Source organism: Nonomuraea sp. CA-218870, from assembly GCF_050936535.1.
In the GTDB taxonomy this organism is placed as follows: Bacteria; Actinomycetota; Actinomycetes; order Streptosporangiales; family Streptosporangiaceae; genus Nonomuraea; species Nonomuraea corallina.
In genome coordinates, this window is record NZ_JBNJMN010000001.1 from 4,499,200 (window position 1) to 4,515,359 (window position 16,160).

The following is a 16,160-nucleotide window of genomic DNA, read 5'->3' on the forward strand; positions in this document are numbered from 1 at the left end:
GGTTAGCGGCGTCCCGCCCTGGTGAAGGCCGCCCAACCTTTCGGCGGATAGTTCAATGACAGACTTGATGCCATGACTATCGCCGACGATCTTCGTACGAGTGATCACCGCGCCGCTGACGGCCACGACCACATCCAGGTGCGCGGCGCCAGGGAGAACAACCTGTCCGGGATCTCCCTCGACATCCCCAAACGGCGGCTGAGCGTGTTCACCGGGGTGTCCGGCTCCGGCAAGTCGTCGCTGGTCTTCGACACCATCGCCGCGGAGTCGCGGCGGCTGATCAATGAGACGTACACGGCGTTCATCCAGGGGTTCATGCCGCCGCTGAACCGCCCGGACGTGGACGCGCTGCACAACCTGAGCGCGGCGATCATCGTCGATCAGGAGCGGATGGGGGCCAACGCCCGTTCGACGGTCGGCACCGCGACCGACGCGTACACGATGCTGCGGCTGGTGTTCAGCCGGATCGGCACCCCGCACGTCGGCCCCGCCTACGCCTTCAGCTTCAACACCCCACAGGGCATGTGCCCCGCGTGCGAAGGGCTGGGCCAGATCACCGACATCGACGTGGACGAGCTGGTGGACCGGGAGCTGTCGCTGAACGAGGGCGCGATCAAGGCGCCGGGCTTCCCGGTGGACTCCTGGTACTGGCAGGTGATGGCGAACTCGGGGCTGTACGACCCGGCGGTCAAGCTGAAGGACTTCACCCCGCAGCAGTGGGAGGACTTCCTGCACAAGCCGGCCACGAAGCTGAAGATCGGCACGAGCACCCTCACCTACGAGGGTCTCGTGGTGCGGGTGCGCAGGCAGTACCTGGGCAAGGACCGCGAGTCGATGAAGGGGCAGACGCGCGCGTTCGCCGACCGGGCGGTCAAGCTGGTGCGCTGCGCGGCGTGCGACGGCACCCGCCTCAACGAGGCGGCCCGCTCGGCGCGGATCGACGGGCTGAACATCGCCGAGTGCTCGGCCATGCAGATCAACGACCTGGCCGCCTTCCTGGGCGGCATCGCGGACGCGTCCGTCGGCCCGGCGCTGGACAACCTGCGGGCCACCCTCGACGGGCTGGTGGAGATCGGGCTGGGCTACCTGAGCCTGGACCGCGAGTCGGGCACCCTGTCGGGCGGCGAGGCCCAGCGGGTCAAGATGGTGCGCCACCTCCACTCCAGCCTGAGCGACGCCACGTACGTCTTCGACGAGCCGACCGCCGGACTGCACCCGCACGACATCCAGCGGATGAACGAACTGCTGATCAAGCTGCGGGACAAGGGCAACACCGTGCTGGTGGTGGAGCACAAGCCGGAGATGATCGCCATCGCCGACTTCGTGGCCGACCTGGGGCCGGGCGCCGGCGCGCAGGGCGGCAGGCTCTGCTACGCCGGCGACCTCAAAGGGCTGCGCGACTCCGGCACCCTCACCGGCCGCTACCTGGACCACCGGGTGACGCTGCGGGAGAAGGTACGCGAGCCGTCCGGGTGGCTGCCGATCCGCGGCGCCACGCTGCACAACCTGCGCGACGTCGACGCCGACCTGCCGCTCGGGGTGCTGACCGTCGTCACCGGGGTGGCGGGGTCGGGCAAGAGCTCGCTCATCCACGGCTACGTCGCCGGCCGCGAAGGGGTGGTGGTGGCCGACCAGACGCCGATCCGCGGGTCGCGGAGGAGCAACCCGGCCACGTACACGGGTCTGCTCGACCCGATCCGGGCGGCGTTCGCGAAGGCGAACGGGGTCAAGCCGGCCCTGTTCTCGGCCAACTCCGAGGGCGCCTGCCCGGCCTGCAAGGGCATCGGCCTGATCTACACCGACCTGGCGATGATGGCCGGGGTGGCGACGGTGTGCGAGGACTGCGAGGGCAGGCGGTTCACGCCGCAGGTGCTGGCCTACACGCTGCGCGGCAGGAACATCAGCGAGGTGCTGCAGATGCCGGTGGCCGAGGCGTCGGAGTTCTTCACCGAACGGGCGGCCCGGGTGATCCTGGAGCGGCTGTCGGCGGTCGGGCTGGGCTATCTGGGGCTGGGGCAGCCGCTCACCACGCTGTCGGGCGGCGAGCGTCAGCGCCTGAAGCTGGCGGTGCACATGGCCAGGAACGGTTCCACCTACGTCCTGGACGAGCCGACCACCGGGCTGCACCTGGCCGACGTCGACCACCTGCTGGGCCTGCTGGACCGGCTGGTCGACGACGGCAACACGGTGATCGTGATCGAGCATCACCAGGCGGTGATGGCGCACGCCGACTGGATCGTGGACCTGGGGCCGGGCGCGGGTCACGACGGCGGCCGGGTGGTGTTCGCCGGCACGCCGGCCGAGCTGGTGGCCTCGGGCGACTCGCTGACGGCCCGCCACCTGCGCGCCTACGTGGGCCGGTAGCGGGCCGGTAGCGGGCCGCTGCCCGCGGGGATCAGGTACGGGGACGCGCGGGCCGCCCGGTCGGCCTCTCGCCCCGCGGGCCGCGGTGGCGCACGATGGGTCTGACCGACCCGAGGAGGTTCACGTGAGCACCGACGCCTCACCGCCGGCACCGCCCCCGTTCGATCCCGAGCTGGGCCCGGTGCTGGACGTCCTGACCGAGGTCCTGCCCCCGGCGATCACCCCGGACATGATCCCCCGGCTGCGGCAGCCGGTCCCGGGCATGGAGCCGCCCACGAACGAGGAGCTCAGCCGCGACGGCGCCTTCGAGCTGGAGGAACTGTCGGCGCCGGGGCCGGCGGGCGACGTCCCGCTGCTGGTGTGCCGGCCGTCCGGCGCGCCCGGCCCGGCCGGGGCGGTCTTCTACGCCCACGGCGGCGGCATGGTCATCGGCGACAACCGGATGGGCCTGCCGGAGGTGCTCGACTGGGCGCAGGAGCTGCGGCTGGTGGTCGTGTCGGTGGAGTACCGGCTGGCGCCCGAGCATCCGCATCCGATCCCGGTCGAGGACTGCTACGCGGGGCTGACCTGGACCGCCAAGAACGCCGCCGACCTGGGCGCCGACCCGGACCGGCTGGTGGTGGCGGGGCTGAGCGCGGGCGGCGGCCTGGCGGCGGCGCTGGCGCTGATGGCCCGCGACCGCGGCGGGCCGGCGCTGGCCGGGCAGCTGCTGATGTGCCCGATGCTCGACGACCGGGGCGCCACCGTGTCGGCGGCGCAGATGGCCGGGCTGGGGGTGTGGGACCGGACGGCGAACGAGACCGGCTGGACGGCGCTGCTGGGTGAGGCGCGCGGCGGGCCGGAGGTGTCGCCGTACGCGGCCCCGGCGCGGGCCGAGGACCTGTCGGGGCTGCCGCCGGCGTTCATCGACGTCGGGTCGGCGGAGACGTTCCGCGACGAGGACGTCGCCTACGCCTCACGCATCTGGCAGGCGGGCGGGCAGGCGGAGCTGCACGTGTGGCCGGGCGGGTTCCACAGCTTCGACCTGCTGGTGCCGGACGCGGCGCTGTCGGTGGCCGCCAAGCGGGCGCGGGTGAGCTGGCTGCGGCGGCTGCTCGGCGCCTGACCGCCCGCCTCCCCGCGCCGTGGTAGACATGCCACCGCGGACCGTCCGCATCCCCGTAGGAGAAAGGCGTCCTGGATGACCCGTACGTTGGCCGAACGCAAGAAGGACACCCTGGCCCGGCTCGAGAACGACGTGGACGCCTGGGTGGCCACGGCCGGGCCGGACGGCGCGGGGCCGTGCATGGTGCCGCTGTCGTTCCTGTGGGACGGGGAGACGCTGCTGATCTCCACGGCGGAGGCGGCGCCGACGGCGCGCAACCTGCTGGCCGACGACCGGGTCCGCGTCGGGGTGGGGCTGACGCGCGACGTGGTGCTCATCCAGGGCACGGCCCAGCCGGTCCGGCCGCGGGACCTGCCGGAGGCGACGGGTGACGCGTTCGCCGTCAAGACCGGCTTCGACCCGCGCTCGCTCTCCTCCCCGTACCTGTACTTCCGGATCCGGCCGGTCTGGGTGCGGGCGTGGCGGGAGGAGGACGAGCTGGCGGGCCGGGTGCTCATGCGTGAGGGCCGCTGGCTGGGTTAGCGGCTCCGGCCCGCAGTCGGCCGGTTACGGGTTTCGGTAAGAAACATGTCATGAGCCCCAAACGGCGTTCCTCGGAGTTCGGCTTCTACGAGTGGTCCGGCTCCACGATCGAGTACCACCGCCATCAGATCCGCACGCGCCTGGGCTTTCGCACCTGCACGACCGAGGACGCGGCGAAGCTGGCGGTGTGGCCGGCCGGGGAGGTCGCACACGCCGAGCGACGGCCTGAACGGGTCCGGGAGGAACTGCTCAAGCATCTGCGCGAGGAACGGATCGAACCGCCGGCGCCTGGTCGGATCTCCCGGATCGTGGCCTCGGCCCTGCACAACGCGGAGGTCGCCTGGTCGGTGCGGATCGCCTCCCGGTGGTGGAGTCCTCCAACGGAGCGAACTCGGTCATCTTCTACGGCAAGGGCGGTGACATCGCCACCAACCGGCGCGAGGAGCTGGAGATGAGCGTGTTGTGCCTGCGCATCCTGCAGGCCGCGCTCGTGTACATCAACACTCTGATGTCGCAGGACGTCCTGGCCGACCCCGGGGGCGCTGAGCTGCTCAAACCGGCCGACCGGCGCGGGCTGACCCCGCTGTTCTGGCAGCACGTCGAGCCCTACGGCGAGGTGCGGCTGGATGTGGCCAAGCGTCTGCCGCTGAGCGGCGGCGAGGATGCCGCCCAGCAGCACGAACCGCAGTAGTCCAGATCCCGTGGCTCTTCCCCTGCGGGCCGGACCGGGCGGGACCGGCGCGGCGCTGGTGGCCGCTACCTGGGCAGGAGCACCGTGCCGATGCCGAGCAGCGCGCAGATGCCGAGGATGCGCAGCATCGGCCACTTCAGCACGAACGTCATGACCAGCGCCGCCGCCGTGATGGCCAGGGCGACAGGGTTGAGCGTGCCGAGCTCGGGGACCTGCACGGTGAACGGACCCCAGGCCCAGGCGAAGGTCTGCCCGAACAGGGTGTGCTCGGCGAAGTAGAGGGCCAGGTTGGCGATGACGCCGACGACCGAGGCGGTGATGCCGGTGAGTGCGGCGCTGATGGCGGTGTTGTGGCGCAGCTTCTCGACGAAGGGGGCGCCGAGGAAGATGAACAGGAAGCACGGCACGAACGTGACCCAGGTGGTCAGCAGCGCCCCCAGCAGCGCACCGGCCCATGGCGTGAGGGCGCCGGGGTCGCGGTAGGCGCCGAGGAACGCGACGAACTGCACTACCATGATCAGCGGCCCCGGCGTGGACTCGGCCAGCGCGAGTCCGCGGACCATCTCTCCTGGGGTCAGCCAGCCGTAGACATCGACGGCCCGCTGGGCGACGAAGGCCAGCACGGCGTAGGCGCCGCCGAAGGTGACCAGCGCGGTGCCGGAGAAGAACAGGCCTTGGGTGGTGAACACGCTGTCGGTGCCGAGCAGGAGCGCCACCGCGGCGACCGGCAGCCACCAGGCGCCCAGCCCGATGGCCAGGATCTTGGCCGCCGACCGCCAACTGGGCGGGGCGTGGTGCAGGGCGTCGTCCGGGATCAGCGGCGCCGGCCCGCCGTCGCCGCCGTGCCCGTTGCCCGCTTTGAAGACGTGCGGGGCCAGCCGGTGGACCAGCCATCCGGCGAGCGCCGCGGCGGCGACCACGATCGGGAACGGCACGGCGAACAGCGCGAGCGCGGCGAAGGCGGCCACGGCCAGGGCGACGAAGAAGGGGTGGGTGAGTGAGCGCTTGGCGACCCGGATGACGGCCTGGGCGACGATCGCAAGCACGGCCGGGGCGATCCCGGCGAACAGCGCGGTCACCACCGTGGTGTCCTGCCACAGGAGGTAGACCGCCGACAACACCAGCAGGGCCAGCATGCCGGGTAGCACGAACAGCGTCCCAGCCACCAGTCCGCCACGGGTGCCGTTGAGCAGCCAGCCGACGTAGATGGCCAGTTGCTGGGCCTCGGGGCCGGGCAGCAGCATGCAGTAGTTGAGCGCGTGGTTGAAGCGCTGCTGGCCGATCCAGCGTTTCTCCTCCACCAGGGTGCGCTGCATGACGGCGATCTGCCCGGCCGGGCCGCCGAAGGTCTGCAGCGAGATCAGGAACCAGGCCCGCACAGCTTGGCGGAACGGGATCACATCAGGGGTTGCTTCGATCGTCATGACGGCCTTCCAGGGGGCGGGGCAGGCAGGCGAACGGATCGGAGGATCCGCCACAGGGTCAGGTCGTAGGCGGTCTTGGCGGCCCTGGCGATCACGAACGGCAGCGCCAGGCCGAGGGGTAGCAGGAAGCCGACCGCACGGGTCATGCCAGTTCCCGCCCCAGCAGCAGGGCCCGCCGGTGGAACTCGTACAGCCCATCGAAGAGCGGCCCGGTGATCTCCAGCACGCGCTCGTCGTCGCAGATCATGGACAGTCCGCGCAGGATCACATCCACTCCCGGCGCCTCGGGGGCGTCGAAGCGCTCGTCGTCGATGTCGGCCTCGTGCACGATCTCGGCCAGCTTCCACAGCACCGGGTCGTTGAGCTCGTAGCGGCGCAGGATGGTCTCGAAGCTGCAGTCACCGTCGTGATGGGACAGCTCGGCTCCGCGCATGTCGAACGGCGTCGCGTCGGCCGGCACCGCCGCTGGGTCGTCGACGAACACGAACTCCGGCTCGGGGTCGAGGTGCCGCCGGATCAGCCAGGCGCATGCCGCCCGGTCGATGTGCGCGCCGGCGCGCGTGGCCCACCTCATCGCGTGACCTCGCTCGCTCTGGCACCAACGCCGGTGTCCGTATCGGTGTCGGATCCGGTGTCGGCCAGCGCCCGCACCGCGCGCTGCGCGGCCTCACGCTCGGCGGGCGGGAAGTAGTCGCGCCGGCTGATCCTGCGCAGCTCAGCCTGCAGCCGCTTGACTGTGCGGCTGCGCTCGCCCGGCCGGGCCCGGGCCGCCGCCTCGGCCTGCTCGAGCACCGCCCGGTATTCCGCTGCCCGCGCGGTGCGCATCTCGGTGGCGATCGCCTTCTCCTGGGCGGCGCTGCCGGCGGCGGCCAACCACACGGTGGAGCTGCCGCCCATCTCGCCGATCTCCTCGGCGATCCAGTCGATCTGCTCCCGGGTCCGGGCGTCGGCGGGCAGTGCGACCAGGCCGTCGCCCAGCCGCGCTACCCCGAGCCGGTCCAGCTTGCGCCAGATCGTGATCCGCAACGTCGATGGCTGACGCGGAATGCGATACGCCAACAGCACCCATTGCCCGGCCGTGCCTGTCATCGCCCCTCCACCATGCCCAACTTCTCAGTAACCAGAGTTACAGTAACCATGGTTGCACATTCACCGCAATCGGCAGGCGGGCGCTCCTGCGGCCACCCCGCCCAGCGGATTGCCTCATAACTGTTGTTATCAGGCAATATGGCCACTGCGGGCTGGGCTCGAGCCGGGCAACCGCCGTCCGGCGCGAACGCTTCGGTTCCCGGTTATCTGGCAACCCGGCGGATGGTGGAAGTCGGCACGGTGGATCCGGTCATCGCCGAGCAGTTCGGCAGCTCTCACCCGCTCGCCCGCCATCTCGACGACTTCCTCACCGACCTGGCCAACGCCGGGAAGTCGGCGCACACCCGGCGCGCCTACCGCGGCGACCTGATCGCCTTCGCCGCCCACCACGGCGAAGAACTCGCCGAGCTGACCGCCGCGCCGGTCCGCGCCTACCTGGCCGAGCTCGCCGACCTGTCACAGGCCAGCCGCAAGCGCAAACGCGCCGCCGTCGCCTCCTTCACCAAGTGGGCCGTCCGCCACGACCTCCTGCAGGCCAACCCGATGGACCGCATCGACACCGTCAAGGTGCCCAAGAACCTGCCGCTGGACCGGCTGCGGGACAGGCTGCTGTTCGAGACCGCCTACGTCTGCGGCGCTCGTGCCTCGGAGGTCTGCGGACTGTACGTCGAGGACCTCGACCTGCGCCTGGACGACGAACACGTCCGCATCCACGGCAAGGGCGGCCGCCTCCGCACCGTGCTGCTCGACGACCGCGGCTACGCCTCCACCGAAACCACCCAGCTATACGCGCTGCTGGACGACAAAGTCGCCGACGCCGAGATCCGCGCCGCCCGGCGACGCCGAGATCGGACAGCCCGCCGTACCTGACGTCTACCCCCCGGCGGTTACGGGTCGATGAGCTGCAAGATCAACGCCGTTTGGGGTTCATGACACATTTCTTACCAGCACCCCGTTGCGGGCCGGGCGCGGTGGTTCGGGGCGGGCAGGCGGGGAAGACCCGGGGGCGTCCACGGCGGCAGGCTTGGTGAGAGGAGGTCGGCGAGGTGACGGGTCACGTGTACGCGGCGGCGCAGGTGCGGGTGCCGGCGCCGCCGGAGCGGGTGTTCGCGCTGGTGACCGACTGGCCGCGGCACCGCGAGTGGATGGTGCTGACCTCGGCGCGGCAGGTCGGCGAGCGGGTGGAGGCCTACACCGGGGTGTGGCCGCTGGGGTTCCTCGACGTGATGACGATCAGCCGCTGGGAGCCGCCGCACCTGGTGGTGATGCGGCACCTGGGCCGGGTGGTGCGCGGCGACGGGGTGATCCGGGTGCAGGAGTGCGCGGGCGGCAGCCGGGTGATCTGGGCCGAGCGGCTGCGCCCGCCGCTGGGGCCGGTGGGGTGGCTGCTGTGGCCGCTGGCCCGGCCGGTGGTCAACGCGGCGGCCCGGCTGTCACTGCGCCGCCTGGCCCGGCTCCTCTGACCGCCGTCCCGCCGTCCCGCCGTCCCGGCTTCCGTCCCGGGCTCTTGTCGCGGGCTCTTGTCGCGGCGCGGCCGGGGCCCCCGCACCCCGGCCGCGCCGGTTCAGGACCGGCTCATGCGGCCGGGGTGCGGGAGGCGGCGTGGCGGGCGACGGCGTGGCGGGCGACGGCGGCGGCGAAGGCGGCGATGAGCGGGTGGGCGCGGCTGCCGTCCCCGGCGAGTTCCGGCTGGAACAGCGTCCCGACGAAGAACGGGTGCCCCGGAAGCTCGGCGACCCGTACCTCTCCGTCGGTGGCGTGACCGGAGAACACCAGCCCCGACGCCTCCAGTGACCGCTTGTACGTCTCGTTCAGCCCGTAGGAGCAGTTGTAGGCCTCGACGGTGACCGTGGCGCCCATGATCTGCTCGATGAGGCTGCCGGGCGTCAGGCGGATCTCGCCCTCGTGCCCGGCCAGGGAGCAGCTCAGCGCCGTGAGCAGGAAGTCGGCGGCGCCGGGGGTGTTCTCCTGGTGGGCGACGTCCAGTCCGCACACGCCGCGCGCGTACTCCAGCAGCAGGTGCTGGAAGCCGCCGCAGGTGCCCAGGAACGGGATGCCGCGCGTGCGCGCGGTGCGGGCGGCGGCCACGGCGCCGTCCTCGCTGCGGTAGGGGCTGCCGGGCAGCACCCAGATGCCGTCGAAGCCGTCGAGTCCGCCGGGGGCGGCGGCCTCGGTGGTGGGGATCCAGTACGGGTCGAGCGCGATCCCGTCACGTTCGCGCAGCGCGTCGATGAGCAGAGGGATCCGGGTGTGGGCGCGCACGCCTGGGGAGCGGTCGGCGACCAGGGCGATGTTCATGCCCCCCATCGTGGAGCCGGATGGGCGTTCACCGCCAACGATGATCTGTGCATCTGCTATAAGCGTTGCTGATGGATCCTCATGTGCTGCGCACGTTCGTGACGGTGGCCAGGCTCGGCTCGTTCTCGGCCGCGGCCGACGAGCTCGGCTACACCCAGTCGGCGGTCTCGCAGCAGGTCGCGGCGCTGGAGGCGGACCTGGGGCTGACGCTGCTGCGGCGCCGCCCGGTGGAGCCGACGGAGGCGGGGCTGCGGCTGCTGGAACACGCCGGCCCGCTGCTGCTGCGCATCCAGGCGGCGCGGGCCGACGTGCGGCGCACGGCGGCGGCGCCGGCCTACCGGCTGACGCTGGCGGCCGCCCCGGCCGCGTTGAACGCGGTCGTGGCCCGGCGGCTGGCGCGGGCGCGGGCGGCCCAGCCGCGGCTGACGGTGCGGGTACGCGCCTGCCCGGCGGCGCAGGTGGCCGACCTGGTGGCGGGCGGGCAGGCGGAGCTGGGGCTGGCCGACGGGATCGCGGCGCCGAGCGACCCGCTGCGGATGCCGGACGTGGGTCCGCTGACCCGGGCCGGGGTGGGGGAGGAGCCGCTGGTGGTGGCGTTGCCGGCGGGTCACCCGCTGGCGGGGCGGCCGGGGCTGCGGCTGGCGGACCTGGTGGACGCGCGCTGGCTGCAGACGCCGCTGTGCCCGGTGGAGCGGCTGCGGGAGCTGGCCGGTGACGGGTTCCGGCCCGCGCTGACGTACACGGGCCAGGACGTGCGCGCGGTGGTGAACCTGGTGGCGGCGGGGCACGGCCTGACGCTGCTGCCCGCCTCCGCCGCGGCCGGGGTGCCGGGCCTGAGCGGGGTCGCGGTGCTGGCGCCGCGGCTGGTGCACCGGGTGGAGCTGCTGCACGGCACGCTGCCTCCGGGCCCGGCCGCCGAACTGGCCGCCGAACTGGCCGCCGAACTGGCCGCCGGGCTGTCGGGCCCGGGCTGAGGGCCGCGGGTCAGGCGGCCTCGGTGTGGCGGCGCACGAACGCGCTGATCAGGGCGGCGACCTCAGCCGGCCGTTCGGCGACCATGCCGTGCCCGGCGTCGATCTCCCGTACCTCGACGGCGGGACGCTCGGCGGCCAGGGCGGCGAGGTCGCGGCGCAGCCCGGCCCGGTAGGCGTCCATCAGCGGGACCAGCGGCGGCGGGACGGGCGGGTTGCGGGTGGCGTTGACGATGAGGAACGGGACGGTGAGGCGGCGGAAGACGGGCAGCGCGTCGGCGAGCTCCGGCAGCTCGCGCAGCGCGCCGGTGACGCCGGGGCCTGGCCGCAGCAGGAACCCGCCGTCGTGGGGGCGCAGGTTGCGGCGCAGCGACCGCACCCACGTCTCGGGGTCGACGTCCTGGGCGGCGGCGAAGGCGCGCTGCCCTTCCAGGAACTCCTCGGCCTGCCCGGCGGTCATCGGCCGGGCCATCATGGCGACCTGCTGGGTGAACAGCTCGTGCAGCACGGCCAGGCCGCGGTCCACCTGTTCGGGGTCGAGGCCGGCGTAGTTGGCGGGGTGGGTCTCGGCGGCGCGGTGGCCGTCGAGGCTGACGGCGGCCGGGCAGGCGGGGTGGCGCTCGGCCCACAGGCCGGCCAGCATGCCGCCGAGGCTGTGCCCGGCGACGGCGGGCTCGCGCAGTCCGAGCGCGGCGACGACGTGGTCCAGGTCGTCCAGGACGGCCTTCCACGTCCACGGCCCGTCGCCGGAGCGGCCGTGGCCGCGCAGGTCGACCGCGACCGGCCGCACCCCGGTCAGGTGGGCGACGACCGGCGCCCAGGCGAGCAGGCTGCCGCCCGCTCCGTGCAGCAGCAGCAACGGCGGGCCGTCGCCGCCGTGGTCGTGGACGGCGATCGGGATGTCGCCGTCAAGGATGGTCTCCATGCACCCCTCCGGGGTCGAGTCGTTCGCGGACCGAGCGCGTGGTGACGCCGCCGTCCGGGTGCGGCCGGAGCTTTCCTCTGCGCACCAGGTCGTGCACGCCCTGGCGGGTGATGCCGAGCATCGCCCCGGCGACCGCGTACGGGACGCGGTCGGCGGAGGGATGGCCGACGCGCCGGGCGATCGCCCGGCCCAGGGGGGTGCGCCACCATTCGGGCGGCGGGTCGAAGGCGGCGTCGCCCGGGTACAGGACCGCGATCAGCCGCGCGCCGGTGTGGACGGCGCGTGACCGGTCGGGGCCGAGCAGGTCGGCCGCCCAGGTGGCGGCGTCGTGCCGGGCCCTTGCGCGCAGCTCCTCCAGAGCCCCGGCCGCGCCGCCGCCGTCGCCGTCGCCGTCGCCGTCACCGCTGCCGCTGCCGTCGCCGAGGAGGATCTCCAGCGGGTCGAGCAGCCTGCTGCCGACCAGCCGGAGGATGTCCCCTTCGAGCGCGTCGTGTTCGTCCCTGTGTTCCTGGCCGTGTCCATCGTGGGTCATGTCGCCTCCCGCACTACTTGACGAACCATAGCAAGTACTTGACGTATGACGTCAAGCATTGGGGGTGTGCCATTCCCCCGCGCCTCCCGGGATCGGCGCCCGCGGATCGTACGGCTCGCGGGTGAAGACGAACGAGTTGAGATCCAGATGATCCGCCGCCACCCGCAGCGTCTCGCCCGCGTAGTAGCCGTCCAGCCCCAGCCACGTACCGTCCTCGCGCGGCACGAACCGCGACGCCCGCCCGCCGCCGGACACCGGCGCCAGCGACAGCCCGCGATCGGGCAGCAGCCGCAGCGTGAACGGCGCCGGCCCCCAGTGCCACAGCCCGGTCAGCGCCAGCAGCCCGGGGTCGGCGGCCTGCGGCGCCCACTCGCGTGGCAGCCGCGGCTCGTGCTCGTCCAGGATCGCCAGCAGGTCGAACAGCAACGTCCGCCCCACCCCGGAGGTGGTGTTGGCCAGGAACAGCGCCCCCGTCGCCTCCGCCGGATCGGCCCACACGGTGGCCAGGAACCCCGGCATCGACCCCGTGTGACCGGCCAGTCGGCGGCCCTGATGGCGGGCCAGCTGCAGCCCCAGCCCGTAACCGCCGGTCCAGGCGTCGCCGTCGTCGACCGTGGCCGGCTCGCGCATCTCGGCCAGCGTGCCCGCCTCCAGCACGCCGCCGGTGTCACCGGCCACGAACGACGCCCACCGCGCCAGATCACCGGCCGTCGACCACAGCTGCCCGGCCGGCGCCATCGCTGCGTGGTCGTGCTCGGGCTCGGTCAGCAGCACGTCGGCGTACGGGTGCACGGCGTAACCGGTGGCGTGCGGCGGCCTCGGCCGCGCCGTGGTGTCCCGCATCCCGAGCGGCTCCAGCACCTCGGCCCGCACCGCCTCCAGCCACGGCGCCTTCCGCACCCGGGCGACCACCTCGCCCAGCAGCGCGTACCCCGCGTTGGAGTAGTGGTAGCGGCGTCCCGGCCGGTGCTTGACCTCGCCCGGCCCGAGCCGGCCCAGCAGCTCGCCCGCCGGCACCCCCGGCGTGCGCTCCCACCAGTCCGTCGGCGGCTCGGCCGTCAGCCCGCCCGTGTGCGACAGCAGCTGCGCGATCGTGGCCTCCCCGGCCCGCGCCTCCGGCACATGCCTGCCCACCGGGTCGGCCAGGTCGAGCAGCCCCTCGTCACGCAGCCGCATCACCACCACGGCCACCATGCTCTTGGTGATCGACCCGAGCCGGTACTGCGTCGCCGGCGTCGGCTCGCCCCCCTCGGCGACCCGGGAGGCGTCCGGCCCGGCCGGCCCCGTCGTACGGCCGCGCCCGGCCTGCCACACGATCCGCCCGTCGCGGACGATCGCCGCCACGATCGAGGGAACACGCGATCCGTTCTGCTCGACGGCCAGGCGGCGCATCAGCGCACGAGCCGTCACCTGTCCCACCAGCGTCATGGGCACCAGGGTAGGCGTTCCCCCGAAACCCCAACGATCTCACGAACCCCGTCATCCCCGCCTACCTCGCGGATCAGCGGGGCTCCGCGGCGTCGAAGGCGTCCAGGATGAGCGCGGTCGCGTCCAGCCCCCGCGCGGTGACGCCCAGCCGGGGCACCTCGATCGGGCCGGGCCACGTGTGACCGCCGCCGTCGATCGTGTAGAGCCGCACGGCCGCCCCCCGCTCGCACCCGTCCCAGGCGCGCAGCCGCACCGACCGTACGGGGGAGCTGACCTCGGGCTCCGGGCAGCCGAGCGCGGCCGCCCACTCCTCGGCGCTGCGCCGCACCGGCGGCAACGTCACCAGGTCGGCGAGCTTGCGCAGGTCGCCGGTGGCGTCACGCAGCGGATGCCCGCCCCGGTACGGCACGGCCCGGTCGGCGGTGCCGTGGAAGGCGACCAGCGTGACCGGCGGCGGGTCCTGGCACGGCCGTACCAGGCTCAGCCCGGCGACGACGGCCACCCCGGCCAGCCGCCCGCGCAGCCCGCACGCCAGCGCCGCGGCCATCCCGCCCCCGTACGACAGCCCGGCCGCGAACGCGCGCCGCCGGTCCACGCACAGGCGCTGCTCCAGCCGGTCCAGCAGCGCCCCCAGGAACCCGGTGTCGTCGGGGCCGAACCCGCGCGGCAGCGTCCAGGCGAGCCGGTCCTCGGCCACCTGCGGGGTCGCCACGACGTAGCCGCGCGCCGCGCCCGCGCGCGGCAGCCGGCTGTAGGCGGCCTGCTCGCGGGCGTTGGAGCCGAGCCCGTGCAGGTTGAGCAGCACGGGGTGCGGGCCGTCGCCGTCGGGCAGCGCCAGCAGGAACTCCCGCTTCATCCCGGCGAACTCGATCGTGTGCCGCCCCTCCTTCAGCCGGGGCCCGCCGCCGTCGCAACCGTCCGGCGCCGCGACCGCTGTGGGCGTGCCGGTGGGCGTGCCGGTGGGCGCGGCAGGCGGGGTGGCCGAGGTGGCCGAGGTGACCGGCGCCGGGGGCCGCGCCGAGCAGCCCGCGGCCGCTACCGTCACGCTGAGGAGCGCCGCCACGATGACGCCCAGCCCGCGCCCGGCCAAGCCACCCACCTCCCGCGCTTCGCGGCCCGACCCTCGGGCTCCAGTGTCCCCCGGCCGCCGGCCCTTCAGCGCACGACCTTCAGCGCACGCCCATCAGTGCACGACCTTCAGCCCCACGACCCCGCCCACGATCAGCGCCAGGCACACCAGCCGGGCGGTCGTGGCGGCCTCACCGAGGAAGACCATCCCGTACACCGCGGTGCAGACGGCGCCGATGCCCACCCACACCGCGTAGCCGGTGCCGACCGGGATCGACCGCAGCGCGTACCCCAGCCCCGCCATGCTCGCGGCCAGCGCGGCCACGAACAGCAGGCTGGGACGCAGCCGCGACAGGCCCTGCGAGGCGGCCAGCGCCGCCGCCCACACCGCTTCCAGCAGACCCGAGACGACGAGCACGATCCACGCCATGACGACACACCTCCGAGAGAACCGACCTGTGGTCCACGTCGTCTTGTCGTGCCGGGTACGACGCGCTCGTCCGGGGCGTGCCTGCGGGGGAGACCCACGGCGGGCAGCCGCAAGAGACGCTACCACCCGCCCCCCGGTGCCGGGCCCGGCGCTCTCGGAGGAACGGGATCACTCCCAGTCGGAGCCGAATCCCGCGAAGAAGTACGACGCTTCGAAGGACGACGAGTCGATGAACATCGTGATGCCCAGCCCGAAGGAAACGCCATGGTTCATCGTGATCGTGTTGTCCGGCGTGATGGAGAGCTTGTTGCCGCAGATGAGCACTCCGCGGTCCTCGATCCGGTTGGTGTTGTCGAAGATGTGCACCCGCCGGATGCAGCTGCTGACGTCCGAGTTGCCCAGGATGAAGATCCGCTTCAGCCGGGGGCGGACCCCGGCGAGGATGACGGGGGTGGGCATCGGCACGTGAAACCACTGCTGGGTGCCCCTCTTCAGCTTCACCTGCGTGCCGAAACCGAACCGGGTGCACTGGAGAAGGAGGTCGGGCGTTTCGGGGATCACCGCGTTGCCGTGGGTCCACATGGCGGTCAGTGCCACGGTTCCTCCTCGTCGTCGATCGGACGTCAGGCGGCAGCCGCGCCCGAGGGGGTGAACGTGTCCTTGGCATACCCCGCGGCCGGTCGCGATCCACCCTGCCGCCGCCTCGTCTTGTCCCGTGGCCGGGGGATACGCGGCAGGCACCGGCCCCGCCGCACGGACGGGGCCGGTGACGGCAGGGGCCGGTCAGTCAGCGCAGATGGCGAAGACGCTGATGCCGACGCTGTTGTAGCCGATCTGGCGGCCCAGGGCGATCCAGCCGCGTCCGTCGTCGGTGGGGAACGACCCCACCAGGATGGCGCCGTTGCCCTGCGCCTCCGCGCCGCCGCCGAGGACGCGCTTGGAGCCCGGGCAGTACAGCGTGCGGCGCTGGAAGTTCGGCACGTTGGCGTTGGGCAGGGTGACGAGCTGGTAGCCGGGCGGCAGCGCCGAACGGCCGGTGCCGGCCTCGGCCGGCGTGGACGTCTGCAGCGCGACGACAGCGGCCGTCACGCAGCCCGCCGTGGCCAGGGCGGCGAGGGAAACGAGCAGGGACTTCTTGGACCGCACGGTTTCTCCTTGTCTTGGTCCCCGACAGGCATGACGACCGGCCGGCGCGGCGCCGGCCGGAACGGTGCGAGATCAGGGAACGGAACGAATGCGAAGAGTATCGATACAGTTACCCTTCGTGTCCAGTGCGGCCCGCCGGACCATTGCCCGATCGCGACCGCCGCCCG

The 16,160-nt window shown here is 73.2% G+C and carries 20 protein-coding genes and 1 riboswitch; of the genes, 8 read left to right on the forward strand and 12 right to left on the reverse strand.

The annotated features are described in order from the left end of the window. Positions 1 to 72 precede the first annotated feature (72 nt). The 5 genes from ACQEUU_RS21855 to ACQEUU_RS21875 all read left to right on the forward strand — a co-directional run bounded on the left by ACQEUU_RS21855 (position 73) and on the right by ACQEUU_RS21875 (position 4,682). A complete protein-coding gene (locus ACQEUU_RS21855) occupies positions 73 to 2,364 on the forward strand; it encodes an ATP-binding cassette domain-containing protein (protein WP_433068613.1) in 2,292 nt (763 codons plus the stop codon). Between the two features lie 124 nt (positions 2,365 to 2,488). Beyond that, complete coding sequence (locus ACQEUU_RS21860) at positions 2,489 to 3,469, forward strand: alpha/beta hydrolase (protein ID WP_433068615.1); 981 nt, start codon at positions 2,489 to 2,491, stop codon at positions 3,467 to 3,469. A gap of 75 nt (positions 3,470 to 3,544) precedes the next feature. Next, positions 3,545 to 3,991 carry a pyridoxamine 5'-phosphate oxidase family protein gene (locus ACQEUU_RS21865; RefSeq protein WP_433068616.1) on the forward strand — a complete coding sequence of 149 codons (447 nt, stop codon included), beginning with the start codon at positions 3,545 to 3,547 and terminating at the stop codon, positions 3,989 to 3,991. A 50-nt stretch (positions 3,992 to 4,041) separates the two neighbouring features. Next, the gene (locus tag ACQEUU_RS21870; protein ID WP_433068618.1) at positions 4,042 to 4,446 is read left to right on the forward strand and encodes a DUF4158 domain-containing protein; all 405 of its coding nucleotides are present in this window, start codon (positions 4,042 to 4,044) and stop codon (positions 4,444 to 4,446) included. Next, positions 4,359 to 4,682, forward strand: a complete 324-nt coding sequence (locus ACQEUU_RS21875) for a Tn3 family transposase (protein ID WP_433068620.1) — start codon at positions 4,359 to 4,361, stop codon at positions 4,680 to 4,682. The genes ACQEUU_RS21870 and ACQEUU_RS21875 overlap by 88 nt, the downstream gene beginning before the upstream one ends. Before the next feature lie 65 nt (positions 4,683 to 4,747). On the opposite strand, the gene chrA is transcribed toward ACQEUU_RS21875, so the two are convergent. The 4 genes from chrA to ACQEUU_RS21895 are packed head-to-tail and all read right to left on the reverse strand — an operon-like array spanning position 4,748 to position 7,195. Continuing rightward, the gene (gene chrA, locus ACQEUU_RS21880; protein WP_433068622.1) at positions 4,748 to 6,106 is read right to left on the reverse strand and encodes a chromate efflux transporter; all 1,359 of its coding nucleotides are present in this window, start codon (positions 6,104 to 6,106) and stop codon (positions 4,748 to 4,750) included. Continuing rightward, positions 6,103 to 6,252, reverse strand: a complete 150-nt coding sequence (locus tag ACQEUU_RS21885; protein ID WP_433068623.1) for a hypothetical protein — start codon at positions 6,250 to 6,252, stop codon at positions 6,103 to 6,105. The genes chrA and ACQEUU_RS21885 overlap by 4 nt, the downstream gene beginning before the upstream one ends. Beyond that, positions 6,249 to 6,680, reverse strand: a complete 432-nt coding sequence (locus ACQEUU_RS21890; protein ID WP_433068624.1) for a chromate resistance protein ChrB domain-containing protein — start codon at positions 6,678 to 6,680, stop codon at positions 6,249 to 6,251. The genes ACQEUU_RS21885 and ACQEUU_RS21890 overlap by 4 nt, the downstream gene beginning before the upstream one ends. Next, a complete protein-coding gene (locus ACQEUU_RS21895) occupies positions 6,677 to 7,195 on the reverse strand; it encodes a Chromate resistance protein ChrB (RefSeq protein ID WP_433068626.1) in 519 nt (172 codons plus the stop codon). Before ACQEUU_RS21895 ends, ACQEUU_RS21890 begins: the two co-directional genes overlap by 4 nt. A 240-nt stretch (positions 7,196 to 7,435) precedes the next feature. On the opposite strand from ACQEUU_RS21895, the gene ACQEUU_RS21900 reads away from it, so the two are divergent. Next, positions 7,436 to 8,065 carry a site-specific integrase gene (locus tag ACQEUU_RS21900; protein ID WP_433068627.1) on the forward strand — a complete coding sequence of 210 codons (630 nt, stop codon included), beginning with the start codon at positions 7,436 to 7,438 and terminating at the stop codon, positions 8,063 to 8,065. A 176-nt stretch (positions 8,066 to 8,241) separates the two neighbouring features. After that, entirely contained in the window at positions 8,242 to 8,658 is a 417-nt protein-coding gene (locus tag ACQEUU_RS21905; RefSeq protein ID WP_433068629.1) for an SRPBCC family protein, read from the forward strand. Positions 8,659 to 8,770: 112 nt separating this feature from the next. Here ACQEUU_RS21905 and ACQEUU_RS21910 read toward each other — a convergent pair whose 3' ends face one another. Then, the gene (locus ACQEUU_RS21910; RefSeq protein WP_433068631.1) at positions 8,771 to 9,493 is read right to left on the reverse strand and encodes a CTP synthase C-terminal region-related (seleno)protein; all 723 of its coding nucleotides are present in this window, start codon (positions 9,491 to 9,493) and stop codon (positions 8,771 to 8,773) included. 71 nt (positions 9,494 to 9,564) lie between these two features. Here ACQEUU_RS21910 and ACQEUU_RS21915 point away from each other — a divergent pair, with 71 nt between their 5' ends. After that, positions 9,565 to 10,467 (forward strand): LysR family transcriptional regulator, encoded by a 903-nt coding sequence (locus ACQEUU_RS21915; RefSeq protein ID WP_433068633.1) that lies wholly within the window; start codon positions 9,565 to 9,567, stop codon positions 10,465 to 10,467. 10 nt (positions 10,468 to 10,477) lie between these two features. Here ACQEUU_RS21915 and ACQEUU_RS21920 read toward each other — a convergent pair whose 3' ends face one another. From ACQEUU_RS21920 to ACQEUU_RS21950, 7 genes are all read right to left on the reverse strand, one after another. Further along, the gene (locus tag ACQEUU_RS21920) at positions 10,478 to 11,389 is read right to left on the reverse strand and encodes an alpha/beta fold hydrolase (protein ID WP_270159137.1); all 912 of its coding nucleotides are present in this window, start codon (positions 11,387 to 11,389) and stop codon (positions 10,478 to 10,480) included. After that, positions 11,373 to 11,921, reverse strand: a complete 549-nt coding sequence (locus tag ACQEUU_RS21925; protein ID WP_433068635.1) for a hypothetical protein — start codon at positions 11,919 to 11,921, stop codon at positions 11,373 to 11,375. Before ACQEUU_RS21925 ends, ACQEUU_RS21920 begins: the two co-directional genes overlap by 17 nt. Before the next feature lie 51 nt (positions 11,922 to 11,972). Then, entirely contained in the window at positions 11,973 to 13,349 is a 1,377-nt protein-coding gene (locus ACQEUU_RS21930) for a serine hydrolase domain-containing protein (RefSeq protein ID WP_433068637.1), read from the reverse strand. Positions 13,350 to 13,422: 73 nt separating this feature from the next. Continuing rightward, positions 13,423 to 14,439 carry an alpha/beta hydrolase family esterase gene (locus ACQEUU_RS21935; protein ID WP_270159134.1) on the reverse strand — a complete coding sequence of 339 codons (1,017 nt, stop codon included), beginning with the start codon at positions 14,437 to 14,439 and terminating at the stop codon, positions 13,423 to 13,425. Positions 14,440 to 14,532: 93 nt separating this feature from the next. Further along, a complete protein-coding gene (locus tag ACQEUU_RS21940; protein WP_270159133.1) occupies positions 14,533 to 14,847 on the reverse strand; it encodes a DMT family transporter in 315 nt (104 codons plus the stop codon). Between the two features lie 32 nt (positions 14,848 to 14,879). Further along, positions 14,880 to 14,946, reverse strand: a riboswitch (guanidine-III (ykkC-III) riboswitch). A gap of 69 nt (positions 14,947 to 15,015) precedes the next feature. After that, positions 15,016 to 15,444: a DUF6623 family protein gene (locus ACQEUU_RS21945; RefSeq protein ID WP_433068640.1), complete on the reverse strand. Its 429-nt coding sequence runs from the start codon at positions 15,442 to 15,444 to the stop codon at positions 15,016 to 15,018. 186 nt (positions 15,445 to 15,630) lie between these two features. Then, on the reverse strand, positions 15,631 to 15,993 hold the full coding sequence (locus ACQEUU_RS21950) for a hypothetical protein (protein WP_270159131.1): 363 nt from the start codon (positions 15,991 to 15,993) through the stop codon (positions 15,631 to 15,633). Positions 15,994 to 16,160: the final 167 nt, after the last annotated feature.

Excerpts from the sequence above, each read along its gene's own strand:
- ACQEUU_RS21855 (WP_433068613.1), top strand. The coding sequence starts at position 73 with ATGACTATCGCCGACGATCTTCGTACGAGTGATCACCGCGCCGCTGAC.
- ACQEUU_RS21865 (WP_433068616.1), top strand. The coding sequence starts at position 3,545 with ATGACCCGTACGTTGGCCGAACGCAAGAAGGACACCCTGGCCCGGCTC.
- ACQEUU_RS21870 (WP_433068618.1), top strand. The coding sequence starts at position 4,042 with ATGAGCCCCAAACGGCGTTCCTCGGAGTTCGGCTTCTACGAGTGGTCC.
- chrA (WP_433068622.1), bottom strand. The coding sequence starts at position 6,106 with ATGACGATCGAAGCAACCCCTGATGTGATCCCGTTCCGCCAAGCTGTG.
- ACQEUU_RS21885 (WP_433068623.1), bottom strand. The coding sequence starts at position 6,252 with ATGACCCGTGCGGTCGGCTTCCTGCTACCCCTCGGCCTGGCGCTGCCG.
- ACQEUU_RS21890 (WP_433068624.1), bottom strand. The coding sequence starts at position 6,680 with ATGAGGTGGGCCACGCGCGCCGGCGCGCACATCGACCGGGCGGCATGC.
- ACQEUU_RS21895 (WP_433068626.1), bottom strand. The coding sequence starts at position 7,195 with ATGACAGGCACGGCCGGGCAATGGGTGCTGTTGGCGTATCGCATTCCG.
- ACQEUU_RS21910 (WP_433068631.1), bottom strand. The coding sequence starts at position 9,493 with ATGAACATCGCCCTGGTCGCCGACCGCTCCCCAGGCGTGCGCGCCCAC.
- ACQEUU_RS21915 (WP_433068633.1), top strand. The coding sequence starts at position 9,565 with ATGGATCCTCATGTGCTGCGCACGTTCGTGACGGTGGCCAGGCTCGGC.
- ACQEUU_RS21920 (WP_270159137.1), bottom strand. The coding sequence starts at position 11,389 with ATGGAGACCATCCTTGACGGCGACATCCCGATCGCCGTCCACGACCAC.
- ACQEUU_RS21925 (WP_433068635.1), bottom strand. The coding sequence starts at position 11,921 with ATGACCCACGATGGACACGGCCAGGAACACAGGGACGAACACGACGCG.
- ACQEUU_RS21930 (WP_433068637.1), bottom strand. The coding sequence starts at position 13,349 with ATGACGCTGGTGGGACAGGTGACGGCTCGTGCGCTGATGCGCCGCCTG.
- ACQEUU_RS21940 (WP_270159133.1), bottom strand. The coding sequence starts at position 14,847 with ATGGCGTGGATCGTGCTCGTCGTCTCGGGTCTGCTGGAAGCGGTGTGG.